This is a genomic window from Salinicola sp. NYA28a, assembly GCF_976982775.1.
The window spans coordinates 1,927,222-1,941,644 of record NZ_OZ334582.1 but is presented as its reverse complement, the minus strand read 5'-3'; the positions used below and the strand labels follow the sequence as shown (position 1 = coordinate 1,941,644).

10 protein-coding genes are annotated in these 14,423 nt (G+C 60.9%); 4 read left to right on the top strand and 6 right to left on the bottom strand.

All coding sequences use genetic code 11. The features are described from left to right. Positions 1-17: 17 nt before the first annotated feature. Entirely contained in the window at positions 18-983 is a 966-nt protein-coding gene (locus ACWHY3_RS08760) for a hydroxymethylglutaryl-CoA lyase (protein ID WP_448128048.1), read from the bottom strand. Further along, positions 983-2,200 carry a CaiB/BaiF CoA transferase family protein gene (locus ACWHY3_RS08755; protein WP_448128153.1) on the bottom strand — a complete coding sequence of 406 codons (1,218 nt, stop codon included), beginning with the start codon at positions 2,198-2,200 and terminating at the stop codon, positions 983-985. Before ACWHY3_RS08755 ends, ACWHY3_RS08760 begins: the two co-directional genes overlap by 1 nt. 217 nt (positions 2,201-2,417) lie before the next feature. Here ACWHY3_RS08755 and ACWHY3_RS08750 point away from each other — a divergent pair, with 217 nt between their 5' ends. The 3 genes from ACWHY3_RS08750 to ACWHY3_RS08740 all read left to right on the top strand — a co-directional run bounded on the left by ACWHY3_RS08750 (position 2,418) and on the right by ACWHY3_RS08740 (position 6,129). After that, positions 2,418-3,392: a LysR family transcriptional regulator gene (locus tag ACWHY3_RS08750; RefSeq protein ID WP_448128047.1), complete on the top strand. Its 975-nt coding sequence runs from the start codon at positions 2,418-2,420 to the stop codon at positions 3,390-3,392. A 187-nt stretch (positions 3,393-3,579) separates the two neighbouring features. Then, positions 3,580-4,563, top strand: coding sequence for a Bug family tripartite tricarboxylate transporter substrate binding protein (locus ACWHY3_RS08745; protein ID WP_448128046.1), 984 nt, complete (start codon positions 3,580-3,582; stop codon positions 4,561-4,563). 159 nt (positions 4,564-4,722) lie between these two features. After that, complete coding sequence (locus tag ACWHY3_RS08740; RefSeq protein WP_448128045.1) at positions 4,723-6,129, top strand: mechanosensitive ion channel family protein; 1,407 nt, start codon at positions 4,723-4,725, stop codon at positions 6,127-6,129. 54 nt (positions 6,130-6,183) lie between these two features. Here ACWHY3_RS08740 and ACWHY3_RS08735 read toward each other — a convergent pair whose 3' ends face one another. The 4 genes from ACWHY3_RS08735 to ACWHY3_RS08720 all read right to left on the bottom strand — a co-directional run bounded on the left by ACWHY3_RS08735 (position 6,184) and on the right by ACWHY3_RS08720 (position 11,461). After that, positions 6,184-7,617, bottom strand: a complete 1,434-nt coding sequence (locus ACWHY3_RS08735) for a mannose-1-phosphate guanylyltransferase/mannose-6-phosphate isomerase (RefSeq protein WP_448128044.1) — start codon at positions 7,615-7,617, stop codon at positions 6,184-6,186. 279 nt (positions 7,618-7,896) lie between these two features. Then, the gene (locus ACWHY3_RS08730; RefSeq protein WP_448128043.1) at positions 7,897-9,252 is read right to left on the bottom strand and encodes a UDP-glucose dehydrogenase family protein; all 1,356 of its coding nucleotides are present in this window, start codon (positions 9,250-9,252) and stop codon (positions 7,897-7,899) included. 76 nt (positions 9,253-9,328) lie between these two features. Beyond that, positions 9,329-10,588, bottom strand: a complete 1,260-nt coding sequence (locus ACWHY3_RS08725; protein WP_448128042.1) for an O-antigen ligase family protein — start codon at positions 10,586-10,588, stop codon at positions 9,329-9,331. Positions 10,589-11,227: 639 nt separating this feature from the next. Then, positions 11,228-11,461: a hypothetical protein gene (locus tag ACWHY3_RS08720; protein WP_448128041.1), complete on the bottom strand. Its 234-nt coding sequence runs from the start codon at positions 11,459-11,461 to the stop codon at positions 11,228-11,230. A 781-nt stretch (positions 11,462-12,242) separates the two neighbouring features. Between ACWHY3_RS08720 and ACWHY3_RS08715 the strand changes: the two genes are divergently transcribed. Further along, positions 12,243-14,315: a flagellin N-terminal helical domain-containing protein gene (locus ACWHY3_RS08715; protein ID WP_448128040.1), complete on the top strand. Its 2,073-nt coding sequence runs from the start codon at positions 12,243-12,245 to the stop codon at positions 14,313-14,315. Positions 14,316-14,423: the final 108 nt, after the last annotated feature.

Here is a 14,423-nt window from a genome sequence, read left to right as displayed (position 1 = left end):
GCTGTCACCAGTCGAGACTACGCTCGGGCGGAATCCGGTAGCGGATAGCGCCGGTCCGAGGTACCGGCCTTGACCACCTGGCCCGGCACGTCGTGGCCGATCATCGCCGGCAGCAGCTCGGCGGCGGCGATCAGCCGTTCGAGATCCACGCCGGTATCGACGCCCATCTGCGCGAACATGTGAACCAGATCTTCGGTGCAGACGTTGCCGGTGGCGCCGGGCGCATACGGGCAGCCTCCCAGGCCGCCCAGCGAAGCATCGAACCGGGTGATACCGTTCTGCCACGCCACCAGCGCATTGGCCAGCCCCATGCCGCGCGTGTTGTGGACGTGAAGCGTCACCGGCAGCCACGGCCAGCGGCTCAGCGTCTCGCGGCAGAGATCGGCGACCTGGCGCGGGTTGGCCATGCCGGTGGTATCGCAGAGAGAGATTCCCTGCACGCCCAGCGCCAGCAGCTTTTCGGTGATCGAAAGCACTCGCTTGAACGGCACATCGCCCTCGAACGGGCAGCCAAAGGCCGTCGAGATCGAGGCGTTGACGAACACCTCGCTGCCCTTGGTGATCTCGACAATATTGGCGAAGCGTTCGAGCGACTGTTCCGCCGTCATGCGCAGGTTGGCACGACCATGGCTGTCGCTGGCCGACAGCACCAGGTTGATCTCGTCGACACCGCAGGCCAGCGCGCGCTCGGCCCCCTTCTCGTTGGGCACCAGCACGACATAGTCGACCCCCGGCACGCGCTCGATGCCGCGCATGACCTCTTCGGCGTCGCGCAGGTTGGGAATCGCCTTGGGCGAGGTGAACGAGGTCGCTTCGATCTTGGCCAGCCCGGTACGGGACAGCGCATCGATCAGCCGAATCTTCTCTTCCGTCGGCACGAAGCGCGATTCGATCTGAAGGCCGTCTCGCGGCGCCACATCATTGATGGTGACCCGGGACTGGGTGTTCGTCCCGGTCATCGAATCAATCATCGAATCGGTCATCAGATCACTCCTCTTTCGCGCATTTTGGCCTGGGTTTCGCGGTCGATCCCCAGCTCATCGAGCACATCCTGGGTATGCTGCCCCAGCGCCGGGCCGCCCCCCTCGATCCGCCCTGGCGTGCGGCTCAGCTTGGGCAGCACGCCAGGCACCTTGAGCGATTCGCCATCGCCCAGCCGGATGGTCTCGATCATCTCCCGCGCCAGATAGTGCGGATCGGCGACGATGTCTTTCGCCGTATAGGGGTAGCCCACCGGCACGTGAGCGCTCTCCAGCACGTCGAGCACGTAATCGCGCTGGTGCTGCCGGGTCCAGTCCGCGATCGCCCCGTCGATCAGTTCGGCGTGGCGGCTGCGGCCATCGTTATGCGCGAAGCGCGGATCGTCGGCGAGATCCTGGCGGCCGATCGCCGCCATCAACCGCTTGAAGATGCTGTCGCCGTTGCCGGCGATCAGGACGTACTCGCCGCCCGTACTCTCTTTACAAGCACAAGGATACGCATTGGAGGGCGTGATGCCCGGCAAGGCACTGCCGCTGGGCTCGCGGATCACGTCTGCGCCGTCGTACTCGGGAATCAGGCTCTCCATCATCGCGAACACCGATTCGTAGAGCGCGACATCGATGTACTGCCCCTGCCCGCTGCGATGACGCTCCTGCAGCGCCAGCAAGGCGCCGATCACGCCGTACAGCGCGGACAGCGAATCGCCGATGCTGATTCCCACCCGCACGGAGGGCTGGTCCGGGTGGCCGGAAAGATAGCGCAGGCCGCCCATCGCCTCGCCGATGACGCCGAACCCCGGGCGGTCGCGATAGGGGCCGGTCTGGCCGTAGCCGGAGATACGCACCATGATCAGGCCGGGATTGCGTTCGCTCAGCGTCTCCCAACCCAGCCCCCACTTCTCGAGCGTGCCGGGGCGGAAGTTCTCGATCACGATGTCCGCCTCGTCGACCAGACGCCGCACGATCTCCTGGCCCTCCTCGGAGCGCAGGTCGAGTGCCAGCGAGCGCTTGTTGCGGGTCTGGACGTGCCACCACAGCGAGGTGTCGTCCTTGAGCACGCGCCACTTGCGCAGCGGATCGCCCGTTCCCGGCGGCTCGATCTTGACCACGTCCGCGCCGAATTCCCCCAGCAACTTGCTGGCGAAAGGCCCCGCGATCAGCTGGCCCAGCTCCACCACCTTGAGTCCTGCCAGCGCCTGCGCATTGTCGCTGACCGCCATGCCGTCACCGGTCGCCTTGTCGTCGCTGGTCGCCATGTCGCTCTCCTCCGTGAATGTCCAACGATGTCGAGGCATCGCTAATGATGTGTCTTCTATCGATGATCAGAGGTTGACCCAGCCGACGCGTGGCAACAATTAGGCGATCGTCAAGCTAGGCTTCGCCAGCGGCGAACGCTACAGTGGGGGCCTCAATCGCTCCGCTCCGATACCTATCGTCATGAAACGACTCGACTTCGTCACCCTCAAGCTATTCGTCGCGATTGCCGATTCGCGCAGCCTGACCCGCGCGGCCGAGCGGGAACATCTGGCGCTGGCGGCGGTCAGCAAGCGGATCAGCGATCTGGAGACACAGCTTTCGACGACACTGCTCTACCGGCGCCCGCGCGGCGTCGAGCTGACGCCCGCCGGCCACGCCCTGCTCCATCACGCGCGCCACATGCTCGACAGTCTCGATCATCTCAATGCCGATTTGAGCGAGTACAGCGTGGGGATCCGCGGCCACGTGCGCCTGCATGCCAACACCTCGGCGGTGATCGAATTCCTTCCCGATGACCTGAGCGATTTCACCGCGCGCTATCCGCAGATTCGTATCGACATGCAGGAGCGCCTGAGCCACGAGATCATCGCAGCGGTGCGCGACGGCCTCACCGATATCGGCATCTTCTCCGCCCATATCCCCGCCGAAGGGTTGTCGATCCACCCCTATCGCCGGGATCGGCTGGTCCTGGTCACGGCCCGGGATCACCCGCTGGCCGCACGCCAGCGCCTCGCCTTCGCCGAGACGCTGGATTACGACTTCATCGGTCTGGAGCAGGACTCCTCGCTCCACGCCCTGTTGCACCAGGATTCCCAGCGATTGGCGCAGCCGCTACGGATGCGCATCCAGGTGCGCAGCTTCGAAGGCATCTGCCGGATGATCGATCGCGGCATGGGCATCGGCATTCTCCCGGCCCGCGCCGTCGCCGCCTATCGGGAAAGCCTGTCGCTGGCGACGATTCCGCTGATCGACGAGTGGGCGGAACGAGAGCTGGTCATCGGCGTCCGCGACCTGGATGCCCTGCCGTTGATCGCCCGCCAGATGGTCGAGCATCTCGCAGGTGCCAGTTCGCGCGATGCCGGCTCCGATTTCGATGCCGAGGTCGAAGACACCACAGGCAACTCGGCTTCCGCTGGCGTTACGACGAAGGTATAAACCCTTCGGAAAACGCGAAGGCTTGCTTGTTCAAATGCCAATTTTTCCCGCCGACGCCGCTCGCTAGAGTCCTCTCGAGACGCACCGCTGCGCCATGTTCGCCGTCGATCGATCGTGAGCAGCGGCCAGAAGGCAACGAGCAACGAACGAAAGCGCAGCTCGATAACAACACGAAGAGGAACACGCCATGACCCCACGTAGCCTGAAAACGCTGATCGCCGGCGGCCTGCTCTTGAGCGCCGCCAGCACCTCCCAGGCCTTCGAGCAGAGCGGCAAGGTGGACTGCATCGCCCCGGCCAATCCCGGCGGCGGTTGGGACTTCACCTGCCGCTCCGTCGGCCGGGTGCTCAGCGATCTCGATCTGGTCGACGGCAACGTGCAGACCACCAACATGCCGGGTGCCAGCGGCGGCGTCGGCTTCTCCCACGTGGTCCAGAAGCGCGCCGGGCAGGAGAACCTGATCGTCGCCGCCAGCACCGTGACCACGACCGGCCTGGCACGTGGCCAGTTCCCGGGAATGAATGCCGGCATGGTCAACTGGATCGGCACGCTGGGAGCGGACTACGGCGTGATTGCGGTCGCGGCCGACTCTCCCTATCAGTCGCTCAACGAGATCATGGAAGCGCTCAAGAAAGACCCGCGCGCCCTGACCTTCACCGGCGGCACCGCTTCCGGCGGCTGGGATCACCTGAAGCTGCTGATGACCGCCAACGAGGCTGGCGTCGACGATCTGGCCCGCATCGCCTACCTGGGCTACAACGGCGGCGAGGCGGTGACCCAGACCCTGGGCGGCCACGTGGACGCCTTTACCGGCGACATTTCGGAGGTGGTCAGCTTCATCGAGTCCGGCGACCTGCGCCCCCTGGCGATCCTCTCTGAAGAGCGCCTGCCCGGCAAACTGCAGCAATGGCCGACGGCACGCGAACAGGGCATCGATACGATCGCCCCCAACTGGCGCGGGTTCTACATGCCGGCGGACGTCTCCGAAGACGCCTATGAGTGGTGGGTCGACACCATCGACACGCTCTACGCGAGCGACGAGTGGAAAGGCGTCATGACGCAGAACGGCCTGATGCCCTTCGAGATGCATGGCGAAGCCTTCACCACGTTCGTCAACGACCAGATCGCCCAGATCGAAGACATCTCCCGCCAGATCGGCCTTTCCCAGTAACCGGAGCCTGACCCCACGCGCTCGCTCGGGTTACCGGGCGGGCGCGTTTGCCTGCGAGCCGCAAAGGCTCTCGGCCACAAAACTGCCTGCCGCGACGAAAGTTGTAGCCAAAGCGCCTACGCTTGAATGAATCGATCCTCGTCATCAACGGGCTCATTCATGAATGCATCGGTTACCAACGCGGCGTTTATCAATACCCTGATCGCGCAGTGGCTCGCTGCGCTGCCGTTCTGGATCATGGCCGCGGTCATCATCGGCGCGACCCTCGTCGCCCATGTGCTGCTCAAGTACATTCACTTCCGCCTGCGAAGGCTCAACGACAGTCGTCTGCACCTGATGAGCACGACGGCGATCGCCATCCATCCACCGCTGGTTGGCGTCCTGTGGACATACGGATTGTTTGGCGCGGCGTATTTTCTGATTCCGCCAGCCGTGCAGGGCCACTCGCTGATCATGACAGCGGCGCACTTCTGCGCGGCGCTGCTGGGTGTCTGGCTGCTGGTAAGGGGAGCAAGACGTCTCGTCAGGGTCATGGATCGCTGGGCCGATCGACGCAAGTCGATGCTGGAACGCTTCCTGGTGCCGTTCATGGTGAGGTGCCTGGCAGTACTGATACCCATCTTCGTGCTCTTTTCGCTGTTTCCGGTCTTCATTACCTCGGCACCTCTCGACGCGACGCTGCACAACCTCACCAGCCTCATCCTCATTGCCAGTATTGCGGGCATATTGATCCACGGCGTCAACATCAGCGAGCGGGCGCTGAGCGAACGCTACCGATTCGGCGACGAGGAAGACGCTATCGCACGCAAGGTGCATACCCAGATCACGGTGCTGCGCAAGTTGATCAACTTCATCATCATCGTCCTGGCGGTCGCCTCGATGATGATGGTGTTCGAGAAAGTCCGTCAGCTCGGCGCCAGCATCCTGGCCTCGGCAGGCATTCTCGGTGTGGTACTGGGCTTTGCCGCGCAGAAGGTGCTGGGCAACCTGATCGCCGGCATTCAGATCGCGCTGACGCAGCCGGTCCAGCTGAACGACGCGGTGATCGTCGAAGGCGAATGGGGCTGGGTCGAGGAACTGACGCTCACCTATGTCGTCGTGAGATTGTGGGACTGGCGGCGGCTGGTCCTGCCGATCACCTATTTCGTGGACCACTCGTTCGAGAACTGGACACGCCGTGACAAGGACCTGATCGGAACGGTCATCCTGTACGCCGACTACCACTTGCCCATGGAGCCGCTGCGAGAGGAAGCGCAACGGCTGGCGGAAGCGTCGCCGTTGTGGAACCGTCGCGTCTGCGTCGTGCAGACACTGGAGATGACAGAGCGCAACAAGCAGCTGCGTGTGCTGGTCAGCGCCACCGGCGGGCCCAACACTTTCGACCTGCGCTGCGCGATTCGTGAAGGGCTGATCGACTTCATCTGCCGGCACTACCCGGAGTACCTCCCCACCGTGCGACTGGAGATGCCGTTGCGCAACGGCAGCAACGAACCTCAGCCGCCGTTGACGGAAGCCATGGGCGAGAACGCGCTACCCAATGACGCCGAAGACCAACCGGGTTCCTGAGTCTCGACCCTGACGTTCAAGTAACGTTCTGACGTTCTGACGTTCAAGTCGCGCTCAATCGCGATGATAGGCGTCGTCGAAGCGCTCGATATCGTCTTCGCCGAGATAGCTGCCGCTCTGCACTTCGATCAACTCCAGCTCGATCTTGCCGGGGTTTTCGAGGCGATGAACCACGCCCAGGGGGATATACGTCGACTGGTTCTCTTCCAGCAGGAATATCTCCCCGCCGCGCGTCACCCGGGCGGTGCCGCGTACCACGATCCAGTGCTCGGCACGATGGAGATGCTTCTGGAGTGACAGCCGGCCGCCGGGCGTCACCCGGATATGCTTGACCTGATAACGCTCGGCGGCATGCACGCCGTCATAACTGCCCCAGGGGCGATGAACACGGCGATGCTGGTCCCATTCGGGGCGATTCTGGCGCTTGAGCCTCTCCGCGATGACCTTGACCGCCTGCGCGGCGTCCCGATGCGCGACCATCACCGCATCCGGCGTCTCGATCACCATCAGATCGCGTATACCGACCGCCGCCACCAGACGGCTGTCGCTGTGAAGCAGGCAGCCGTTCACATCGTCGGCGACCACATCGCCGCGAAGCACGTTGCCGTTACCATCCTTCGGGGAGATCTCCCACAACGACTGCCAGGAGCCGACATCCGACCAGCCGGCGTCGAGCGCAACCACGCTGGCGTCCGCGGTATTTTCCATCACCGCGCAGTCGATCGACTCGGCGTCACAGCCGACGAAGGGCTCTGCCGCGACCCGCAGGAAATCGAGATCGGCCTGGCGCCCTTCCCAGGCTTTCGTGACCGCCTCCAACATCGCCGGACGCTGCTGCTCGAGTTCCTGCAGGTAGCGGTCCGCTCGCATCAGAAACATGCCGCTGTTCCACAGGTAGCGGCCGTTGGCGACATACGCCTGTGCGGTCTCCGCATCGGGCTTTTCGACGAAGCGCCGGATCGGCATCGCGTCGGCGCCGGAAGCTTCGTCTGGCTCGATGTCGATACCGGTCTCGGTGCCTATCTCGATATAACCGTAGCCGGTCTCCGCACGGGTCGGCGTCACGCCGAACGTCACCAGCTTGCCCTGCCTGGCCGCTGCCTGTGCTGGTCCTAGCGCCTGGATCAGTGCAGCGGGATTGGCGATCGCGTGATCGGCCGGCAATACCAGCATCAGCGCATCCGGATCACGGCTCATGGCCTGCAACGCGGCCAGCGCGATGGCCGGTGCGGTGTTGCGCATCGCCGGCTCGAGCAGAATATCCGCCGACCGGCCCGCTTCGCGCAACTGCTCGGCCACCAGAAAGCGGTGCGCCTCCTGGCAGACGACGATCGGCTCCGCGACATCCAGGGGTTCGAAGCGCGCCAGCGTTTCCACCAGCATGCTGCGCGCCCCCGTGATCCGAAGGAACTGTTTGGGATGGCTCGCCCGCGACATCGGCCACAGGCGAGAGCCGGAACCGCCGGCCAGGACAACGGGAATCAGCATGGGCACATCCTTGGCTTTGCTGTGGTGGAAGAGCGTTCGACGCTATCGAGCCTAGGCTTTGTCTGAAAACTGCCTGCGCTCGGCCATACGGCGTTAAAAATCGGCTCAAAGTACTCATTTACACCGTGTAAACTCCGTCTTTTCACCGATTTTTGCCTTGTCTGACCTTCGCTCGACGACTTTTCAGACAAAGCCTAGCGACAAAAAAGCCCGATACCAAATGGTACCGGGCTCTCTCGAGTTCATGCCTGAGCGTGCCGGGCTCGATGCAATCCGGCTTCAGTGGGCCTTGCGCTGACCGACCTGCAGCGAATCGCCCCGACCCACCGCGAAGTAGAGCAGCCCCGCCGCGCGGACTTGTGCCGGCTCGAACAGGTTGCGCCCGTCCACGATGACCGGCGTCTTCAGTGTGCGCTGCAGATGGGCAAAATCCACCGTCCGGAATGATTTCCACTCCGTGCAGATCACCAGGGCATCGGCCCCGTTCAATGCCGCGTCGCGCCCATCGACCAGCATCAGGTCGTCCCGTTCACCGTAGATGCGACGACACTCTTCCATTGCCTCCGGGTCGTACGCCTTAACCTTGGCACCCGCTGCCCAGAGCGCCTCCATCAGGTGACGGCTGGGAGCTTCGCGCATGTCATCGGTATTGGGTTTGAACGCCAGCCCCCAGACCGCCACCGTCTTGCCCGCCAGCTGCCCATCGAATGCCTGGTTCAGCTTGCTGAACAGGGTCGCCTTCTGGCGGTCGTTGACGGCTTCGACGGCATTGAGCAGTTGCGGGTCGTAACCGATCTGGCTGGCCGTCCGCGCCAGCGCCTGAACGTCCTTCGGGAAGCAGGAGCCGCCGTACCCGCAGCCGGGATAGATGAAGTGGTAGCCGATTCGCGGATCGCTGCCGATGCCACGGCGAACCTGTTCGATATCCGCTCCCAACCGCTCGGCCAGGTTGGCGATCTCGTTCATGAAACTGATCTTGGTCGCCAGCATGGCGTTGGCGGCGTACTTGGTCAGCTCCGCGCTGCGCACGTCCATGAACATCAGCTTCTCGACGCGGCGGTTGTACGGGGCATAACACTCGCGCATCAACGACTTGACCCGATCCGACTCGGTGCCCACGACAATACGCGCGCCATGGGTGAAGTCCTCGATGGCGGCACCTTCCTTGAGAAACTCCGGGTTCGAGCAGACATCGAAATCAAGCGCCATGCCACGCTCGGCCAGGGTGCTGGCGATGGCTTCATGAACGCGGTCCGCCGTACCGACCGGCACCGTGGACTTGTCGACCACGACCTTATAATCATCCATGTGCTGGCCGATGGTCCTGGCGACCGCCAACACATACTGCAGATCGGCACTGCCGTCTTCATCGGGCGGCGTGCCCACCGCGATGAACTGCAACGTGCCGAACGCCACTGCCTCCGCCGCATCGGTCGTGAACGATAGACGCTGCTGGCCGACGTTCTCGGTGACCAACGTTTCCAACCCGGGTTCATAGATCGGAATCTCGCCCTGCTTGAGGCGCGCGACCTTTCCTTCGTCGATATCCATGCACATGACTTCATGGCCGGCATCAGCCAGGCAGGCGCCGGTCACCAGGCCCACATATCCGGTACCGAAAATCGTGATTCGCATTGCTATCCCTTCAACCGTCGTATGCAATCAGCGTGTGAAAAGCGCGGCTGACCGCGCTTGGTGCCCATTTCAGTCCTCATGGTAATCGGTTTTTGCCGACATAGCCCGAACCGCCCGGCGAACGCCAGTACAGCGTCAGGAGTCCAGCCACGATCAGGTTGTGCACGTAGATACCCGTCCAGAAGGAGAGGTAGGACTCGAACTGATTGACCACCAGCCAATAAAAGAAGAAAGCCAACGCAAACAGCGCCACATCGTTGGGCATGTCGCCGCGCTTCCAGGCTTTCCAGCTGATGACAGCAACCCACGCGACCAGCGCGCCCATCACGGCCAAGCCGAGCACGCCATAATTGACCAGCGTTTCCAGCAGGAAATTATGCAAATGACCGAAGTGCGCCTTTACGAACTCGGGAAGCCACGGCGTATGCTCGATGACCAGCTCGCGCCCATTGCTACCCCACCCCAGCCACGGTCTTTCAGCGATCCAGTGCGTGGCCGCGATCCAGGAATGAATTCGAATACCGATGCTGGTATAGGGAAGCGAATCGAGATTCCCGGAGAGCAGCTGCGCGATGACCTGATCCTCGGTAAACACCCGGTCAGCCAGCACATGCCCGAACGAAACGGCGACTACCCCGCCAGCCACCACGAGGACAACACCGATGGAGATTGTCGTTCGATTCCAAAGGCGAACCTGGTAACGCCTTTTGGCGTACCAACCGACCACTGCCAACGCAACGACCAACGAAACCAGTAGCGCCAGCCAGACGGCTCGAGTCTGACCGAACAGGATCCCCACCAGTGTCATCAGCGTCAGCCCCAGCCAGAGACATGCACGCCCCCATCGAAGTCCGCCGGACCAGCAGAAACGCTTGGCAAAGGCCATGAGCCCGAGCAACGAAACCCCAAACAACATCGAGGCATGCTGATTGTTCTGAATGCCAAAGCCGACACGCTCGCCCTGCAGGCCAGCGGCCCATGAATCACGCCCTTCGGGGAAGATCACCGTCGTCAGCAGGAAGGCCAGGAGCGCCAGCCCCCAGACCCAGAAAACATGGCGGAGACTCCCACGCAGCCACCAGGCAATGGCAATGAAGATGAAAAGCTTCGCCATCCGCTCGGTATCCGGGTTGGGCCTGGCCCACTGCGGATGATCGGCGATGGCAAGCCACCAACTGAGGAGCTGCACCAGGCAGATCGCAACCAGCAATCCCAGGGCAGCGCTCCTTCGGCGCCAACCCCCAAAAATCAGCAGGGAAACCAGCCCTAGAAACGCCATGTAAGGCTCGATGACGTCTTTCAGCGGATGTGCCGCGATACCCAGCGCGGCGTACACCAACACCAATGCAAACCCCAGCCGCCAGAGACTCTTGGGGCAATCCCAACCCATGCCGTTACCTCACAAATTGAAAACGCCGCAAATGCGGCGTCGTTGACCGTCTATCAACAGATCACCAACAAACTGCGCGCCCCACCGGGTTCACGCGTTTTCCGGTAGGCAGCGAGGTTAATGAACCCTCGATAACTTGTCAGCAGAATAATACCGGGATCTTACCAGGGACGGCTTTCGATGGTTCGCTGGCCCCGATGCCCGAGCGGCAGGCGCCATTCCCTGTCTGGAGCCACCGCAGCGCCTGGAGCCACCACCGCCGCTGCCTTGGCTTCCACCGCATCCCTGGCGAATGACAGCAAAGCGGCTTCTCGATGGTTTCTTCACCGCGAATTCAGTAGAACGAGCAAAACAGAGAACCGCATGGCGCTGCGCTGGTTTTATCTCACCGTCTTCCTCAACGCCGTTATCTCTCGTTTCCCGTTAATATCCTGACGGCAGACAATCCGGCTTGATAACCCTATCGATAACAAGACATGCACCAGTGGAGACACTGAGCGCCTCGGCAGCCTCAGAAAGAGTTAAAAATCAGTTTAAAACCGACCCGCCGTCATCGAAACAAGTCATCTCGCCGGATAATGAGACTTATCGAATTCTCTTGTACTCCAGTAACGTGCTCAGCATTTCATGCACACAGCTCTGGCTCAACGCGTACTCGGCCATCAGGCTGTGCAGGCGTTCCTCGAACGCCGGAAGCGTATTTTCCGGCTCCGCTTCTACTGTTCGACCGGATCGAGACCCACCCTCGAGATCACGGAGCGCCTGGGCAAAAGCATCATCGAGTTCACGAAACTTACGGAGTTTTTCACGTTCATCCATCGTGCGAGGCATAATAATTAATTGGGATCCTGAAAAATGACCCGAAACGGGCCGCAACAAGCCTGATTAATAAATAGTTTTGACTAGCGTAGAACGGAATGAATAATTTGCTGCTGAAAAATAATCGATGGCTATCCAAAGAGCCAGCCTAGTCTAGCCAAACTCGCCTCAAAAATCACCAAAGCCGACCCCGTTCAGGCAGGCCAGTGAATCTCATTCCGCCTCGGCTATCAAGCCCAGGCGGGGCGGAGGGAAAACCGTTGGCGCATCCATCGCCCGCTCCAGCCCGCTCGAGGTTCTACGGGCCGGATCAATGCCCGCCAGCAGTTGTATCGACTCTGAAGTCAACGACGGCACCACGAAGCATCATTACGGAAGCCGGCAGGTTCCCGGAGATCGAACGCCACCGGAGCCGAGCGCCATACGATGAGGCGGCACATCACTATCGTTCGGCGCCAGCCCGCTATAAGTTCGGCGCCGGCATTGCGCCTACCACACGGGGCGTGGCCGAAGGCAGTGCTATCGAAGGGGCCTCCTGCGCCCCGCTTCACGCCAGGCAGCCAGGCACTTCTCGAAGGCCGAATCCATGCTGCGCACACGAACATCAAAAATTTCTCAAATGGGCCTAAAGCAAAATTGGGTAGCGCCGATAACAGGGGTAACGGCCACGGGGCCGTTGCAGCAAGGTCCGGCAACACCTGCCATGAGCGCAGCGGATCAGGCCTAAGGTTGCGGTCTCTTTAGAGAAGCGCCCTCTTAACCGAGATAAGGAATCACGACAATGGCAGTTATCAATACCAACATCACCTCGCTGATCGGTCAGAACAACCTGAACAAGTCTCAGAGCGCACTTTCTACTGCGATGGAGCGTCTGTCTTCCGGTTCGCGTATCAACAGCGCCAAGGATGACGCCGCCGGTCAGGCCATCGCCAACCGCATGAGCAGCCAGATCACCGGTCTCGCTCAGGCGCAGCGCAACGCCAACGACGGTATCTCCGTTGCCCAGACCACCGAAGGCGCCCTGAACCAGGTCAACGATAACCTGCAGCGCATCCGTGAACTGGCGGTTCAGGCACAGAACGGCACCAACTCTGACGACGACCTCGAGTCCATCCAGAATGAAATTGGTCAGCGCCTGGGTGAAATCAACCGTATTTCTGACGAGACCAGCTTCAACGGCGTCAATGTGCTTCAGAGCGACAACAGTCTGAAAATTCAAGTCGGTGCCAATGACGGTGAAACGATTACCATCGACCTCAAGCAAATCAACGCCGAAACGCTTGGACTGACTGGCTTTAACGTTGACGGAAGTGGCGAAATCGCCAACGATGCAGCAACTGCAGAAGATCTTGATATCGCAGGTTTCGAAAAGGCTGACTCGCCCAGCGCCAACGGCTCGTATGCCTGGAGCAAAACCGAAACTACTGGCAACCTCGATGCCACTGTTGCAGACGTACTGGGCAAAGCGGAAACTGGCGATAAAGTTACCGCCACAGCATTGACTAATAATGGCACGGGCACCGCAGCAGTATCAGGGGCTTATACATACAGCGCCGACTCCGACTCATTCAGCTTCGATGCGGCAGGTGTAAGCAATGAAGACACTATTGCCTACATGACCCAAGGCATGTCTTCAGGGGAGATGCGAACCGCTTCTGTTGATATCGATGGCAGCGGCACAGCCCAAGAAATCAAATATGATAGCGAAGGTAATGTCTTCGCCGCCGACGATAATGCCGCGCTTTACTTAGACAGCACTGGCAACCTCACCAAGAACAGCGCAGGCAGTCCTCCGGCCGCCACCCTTGAAAACCTGAGCGATAGCATGACGCTTGGCGCCGGAACACAGACTTCTACCGTGACAGCCACAGCTACGACTAATGGTGACTCTACTGCTATAAACGAAGCGCAAACCTATGCTTTCGGAGCACTTGCAGAAGGTGAGTCCATCACTGTCGCTGGCCGCACGCTAACTGCCACAGGCGCCATGACCGATGCAGACGTGGCAAACGCCTTCCAGGATCAGTTTGCCGCTGCTAGCGATGTAACCGTGGGTACAGCTGGTACCGCTGGTAGCTTCACCATGGCAGGCACCGCCGCCTCAGGCTGGGAAGCGACTGCTTCAGGCAATGATACCGTACTGACTTACACAGCTGATTTTACTGATCAAGATGATCTTACTCCCCAAAAGACCACTCTGGGAGCAGCCACCGGCGGCACCATCTCCTTCGGAGATACGACCCTGACAGCTGACGGCGGCAACGGCTTTGATATCGGCAATGCCGAAATCAGCTCAGCCAACCTTGGCAGCCAGATCGCCAATGGTGATTCGATCGCTATTGGTTACGGCTCAGACCCTGACGTAACTTACAATGTGGGCGCTTCTGGTGCCATCACTAGTGGTGGTGTAGCACAGCATGTGCAGGCAGATGGCAGCTTAGGCGCTGCTGACGAGACAACAGCGACTACCACTTACTATGCCCATGAAAATGGCAATGTAACTGATGTAGCTGGTGGCCAAGTCTATAAGAATGATGATGGTGAAATCACCATGGACGCTGTGACCGAAGGCACGCGAACTGAGGATCCGCTGAAAGTTCTGGATAATGCTCTGTCACAGGTCGACACTCTTCGCTCCGATCTTGGTGCTATTCAGAACCGTTTCGATTCTGCGATCGAAAACCTGAGCACTTCCACCACCAACCTGTCTGCTGCTCGTTCACGTATCGAAGACGCCGACTATGCCGTCGAAGTCTCCAACATGACCCGTGCACAGATCCTGCAGCAGGCCGGCACTTCGGTTCTGGCCCAGGCCAACCAGGTTCCGCAGGGCGTTCTGTCTCTGCTGGGCTAATTCCCTCAGCGGTAACGGTAGTCATCTAGGCCGGCGCAAGCCGGCCTTTTTGCATCCTGCTTTCGATTGCCGAGCAGACGACAAAATGCTTCTTTAATTGGCCCAATG

Excerpts from the sequence above, each read along its gene's own strand:
- ACWHY3_RS08760 (WP_448128048.1), bottom strand. The coding sequence starts at position 983 with ATGACCGATTCGATGATTGATTCGATGACCGGGACGAACACCCAGTCC.
- ACWHY3_RS08755 (WP_448128153.1), bottom strand. The coding sequence starts at position 2,200 with ATGGCGGTCAGCGACAATGCGCAGGCGCTGGCAGGACTCAAGGTGGTG.
- ACWHY3_RS08750 (WP_448128047.1), top strand. The coding sequence starts at position 2,418 with ATGAAACGACTCGACTTCGTCACCCTCAAGCTATTCGTCGCGATTGCC.
- ACWHY3_RS08745 (WP_448128046.1), top strand. The coding sequence starts at position 3,580 with ATGACCCCACGTAGCCTGAAAACGCTGATCGCCGGCGGCCTGCTCTTG.
- ACWHY3_RS08740 (WP_448128045.1), top strand. The coding sequence starts at position 4,723 with ATGAATGCATCGGTTACCAACGCGGCGTTTATCAATACCCTGATCGCG.
- ACWHY3_RS08735 (WP_448128044.1), bottom strand. The coding sequence starts at position 7,617 with ATGCTGATTCCCGTTGTCCTGGCCGGCGGTTCCGGCTCTCGCCTGTGG.
- ACWHY3_RS08730 (WP_448128043.1), bottom strand. The coding sequence starts at position 9,252 with ATGCGAATCACGATTTTCGGTACCGGATATGTGGGCCTGGTGACCGGC.
- ACWHY3_RS08720 (WP_448128041.1), bottom strand. The coding sequence starts at position 11,461 with ATGGATGAACGTGAAAAACTCCGTAAGTTTCGTGAACTCGATGATGCT.
- ACWHY3_RS08715 (WP_448128040.1), top strand. The coding sequence starts at position 12,243 with ATGGCAGTTATCAATACCAACATCACCTCGCTGATCGGTCAGAACAAC.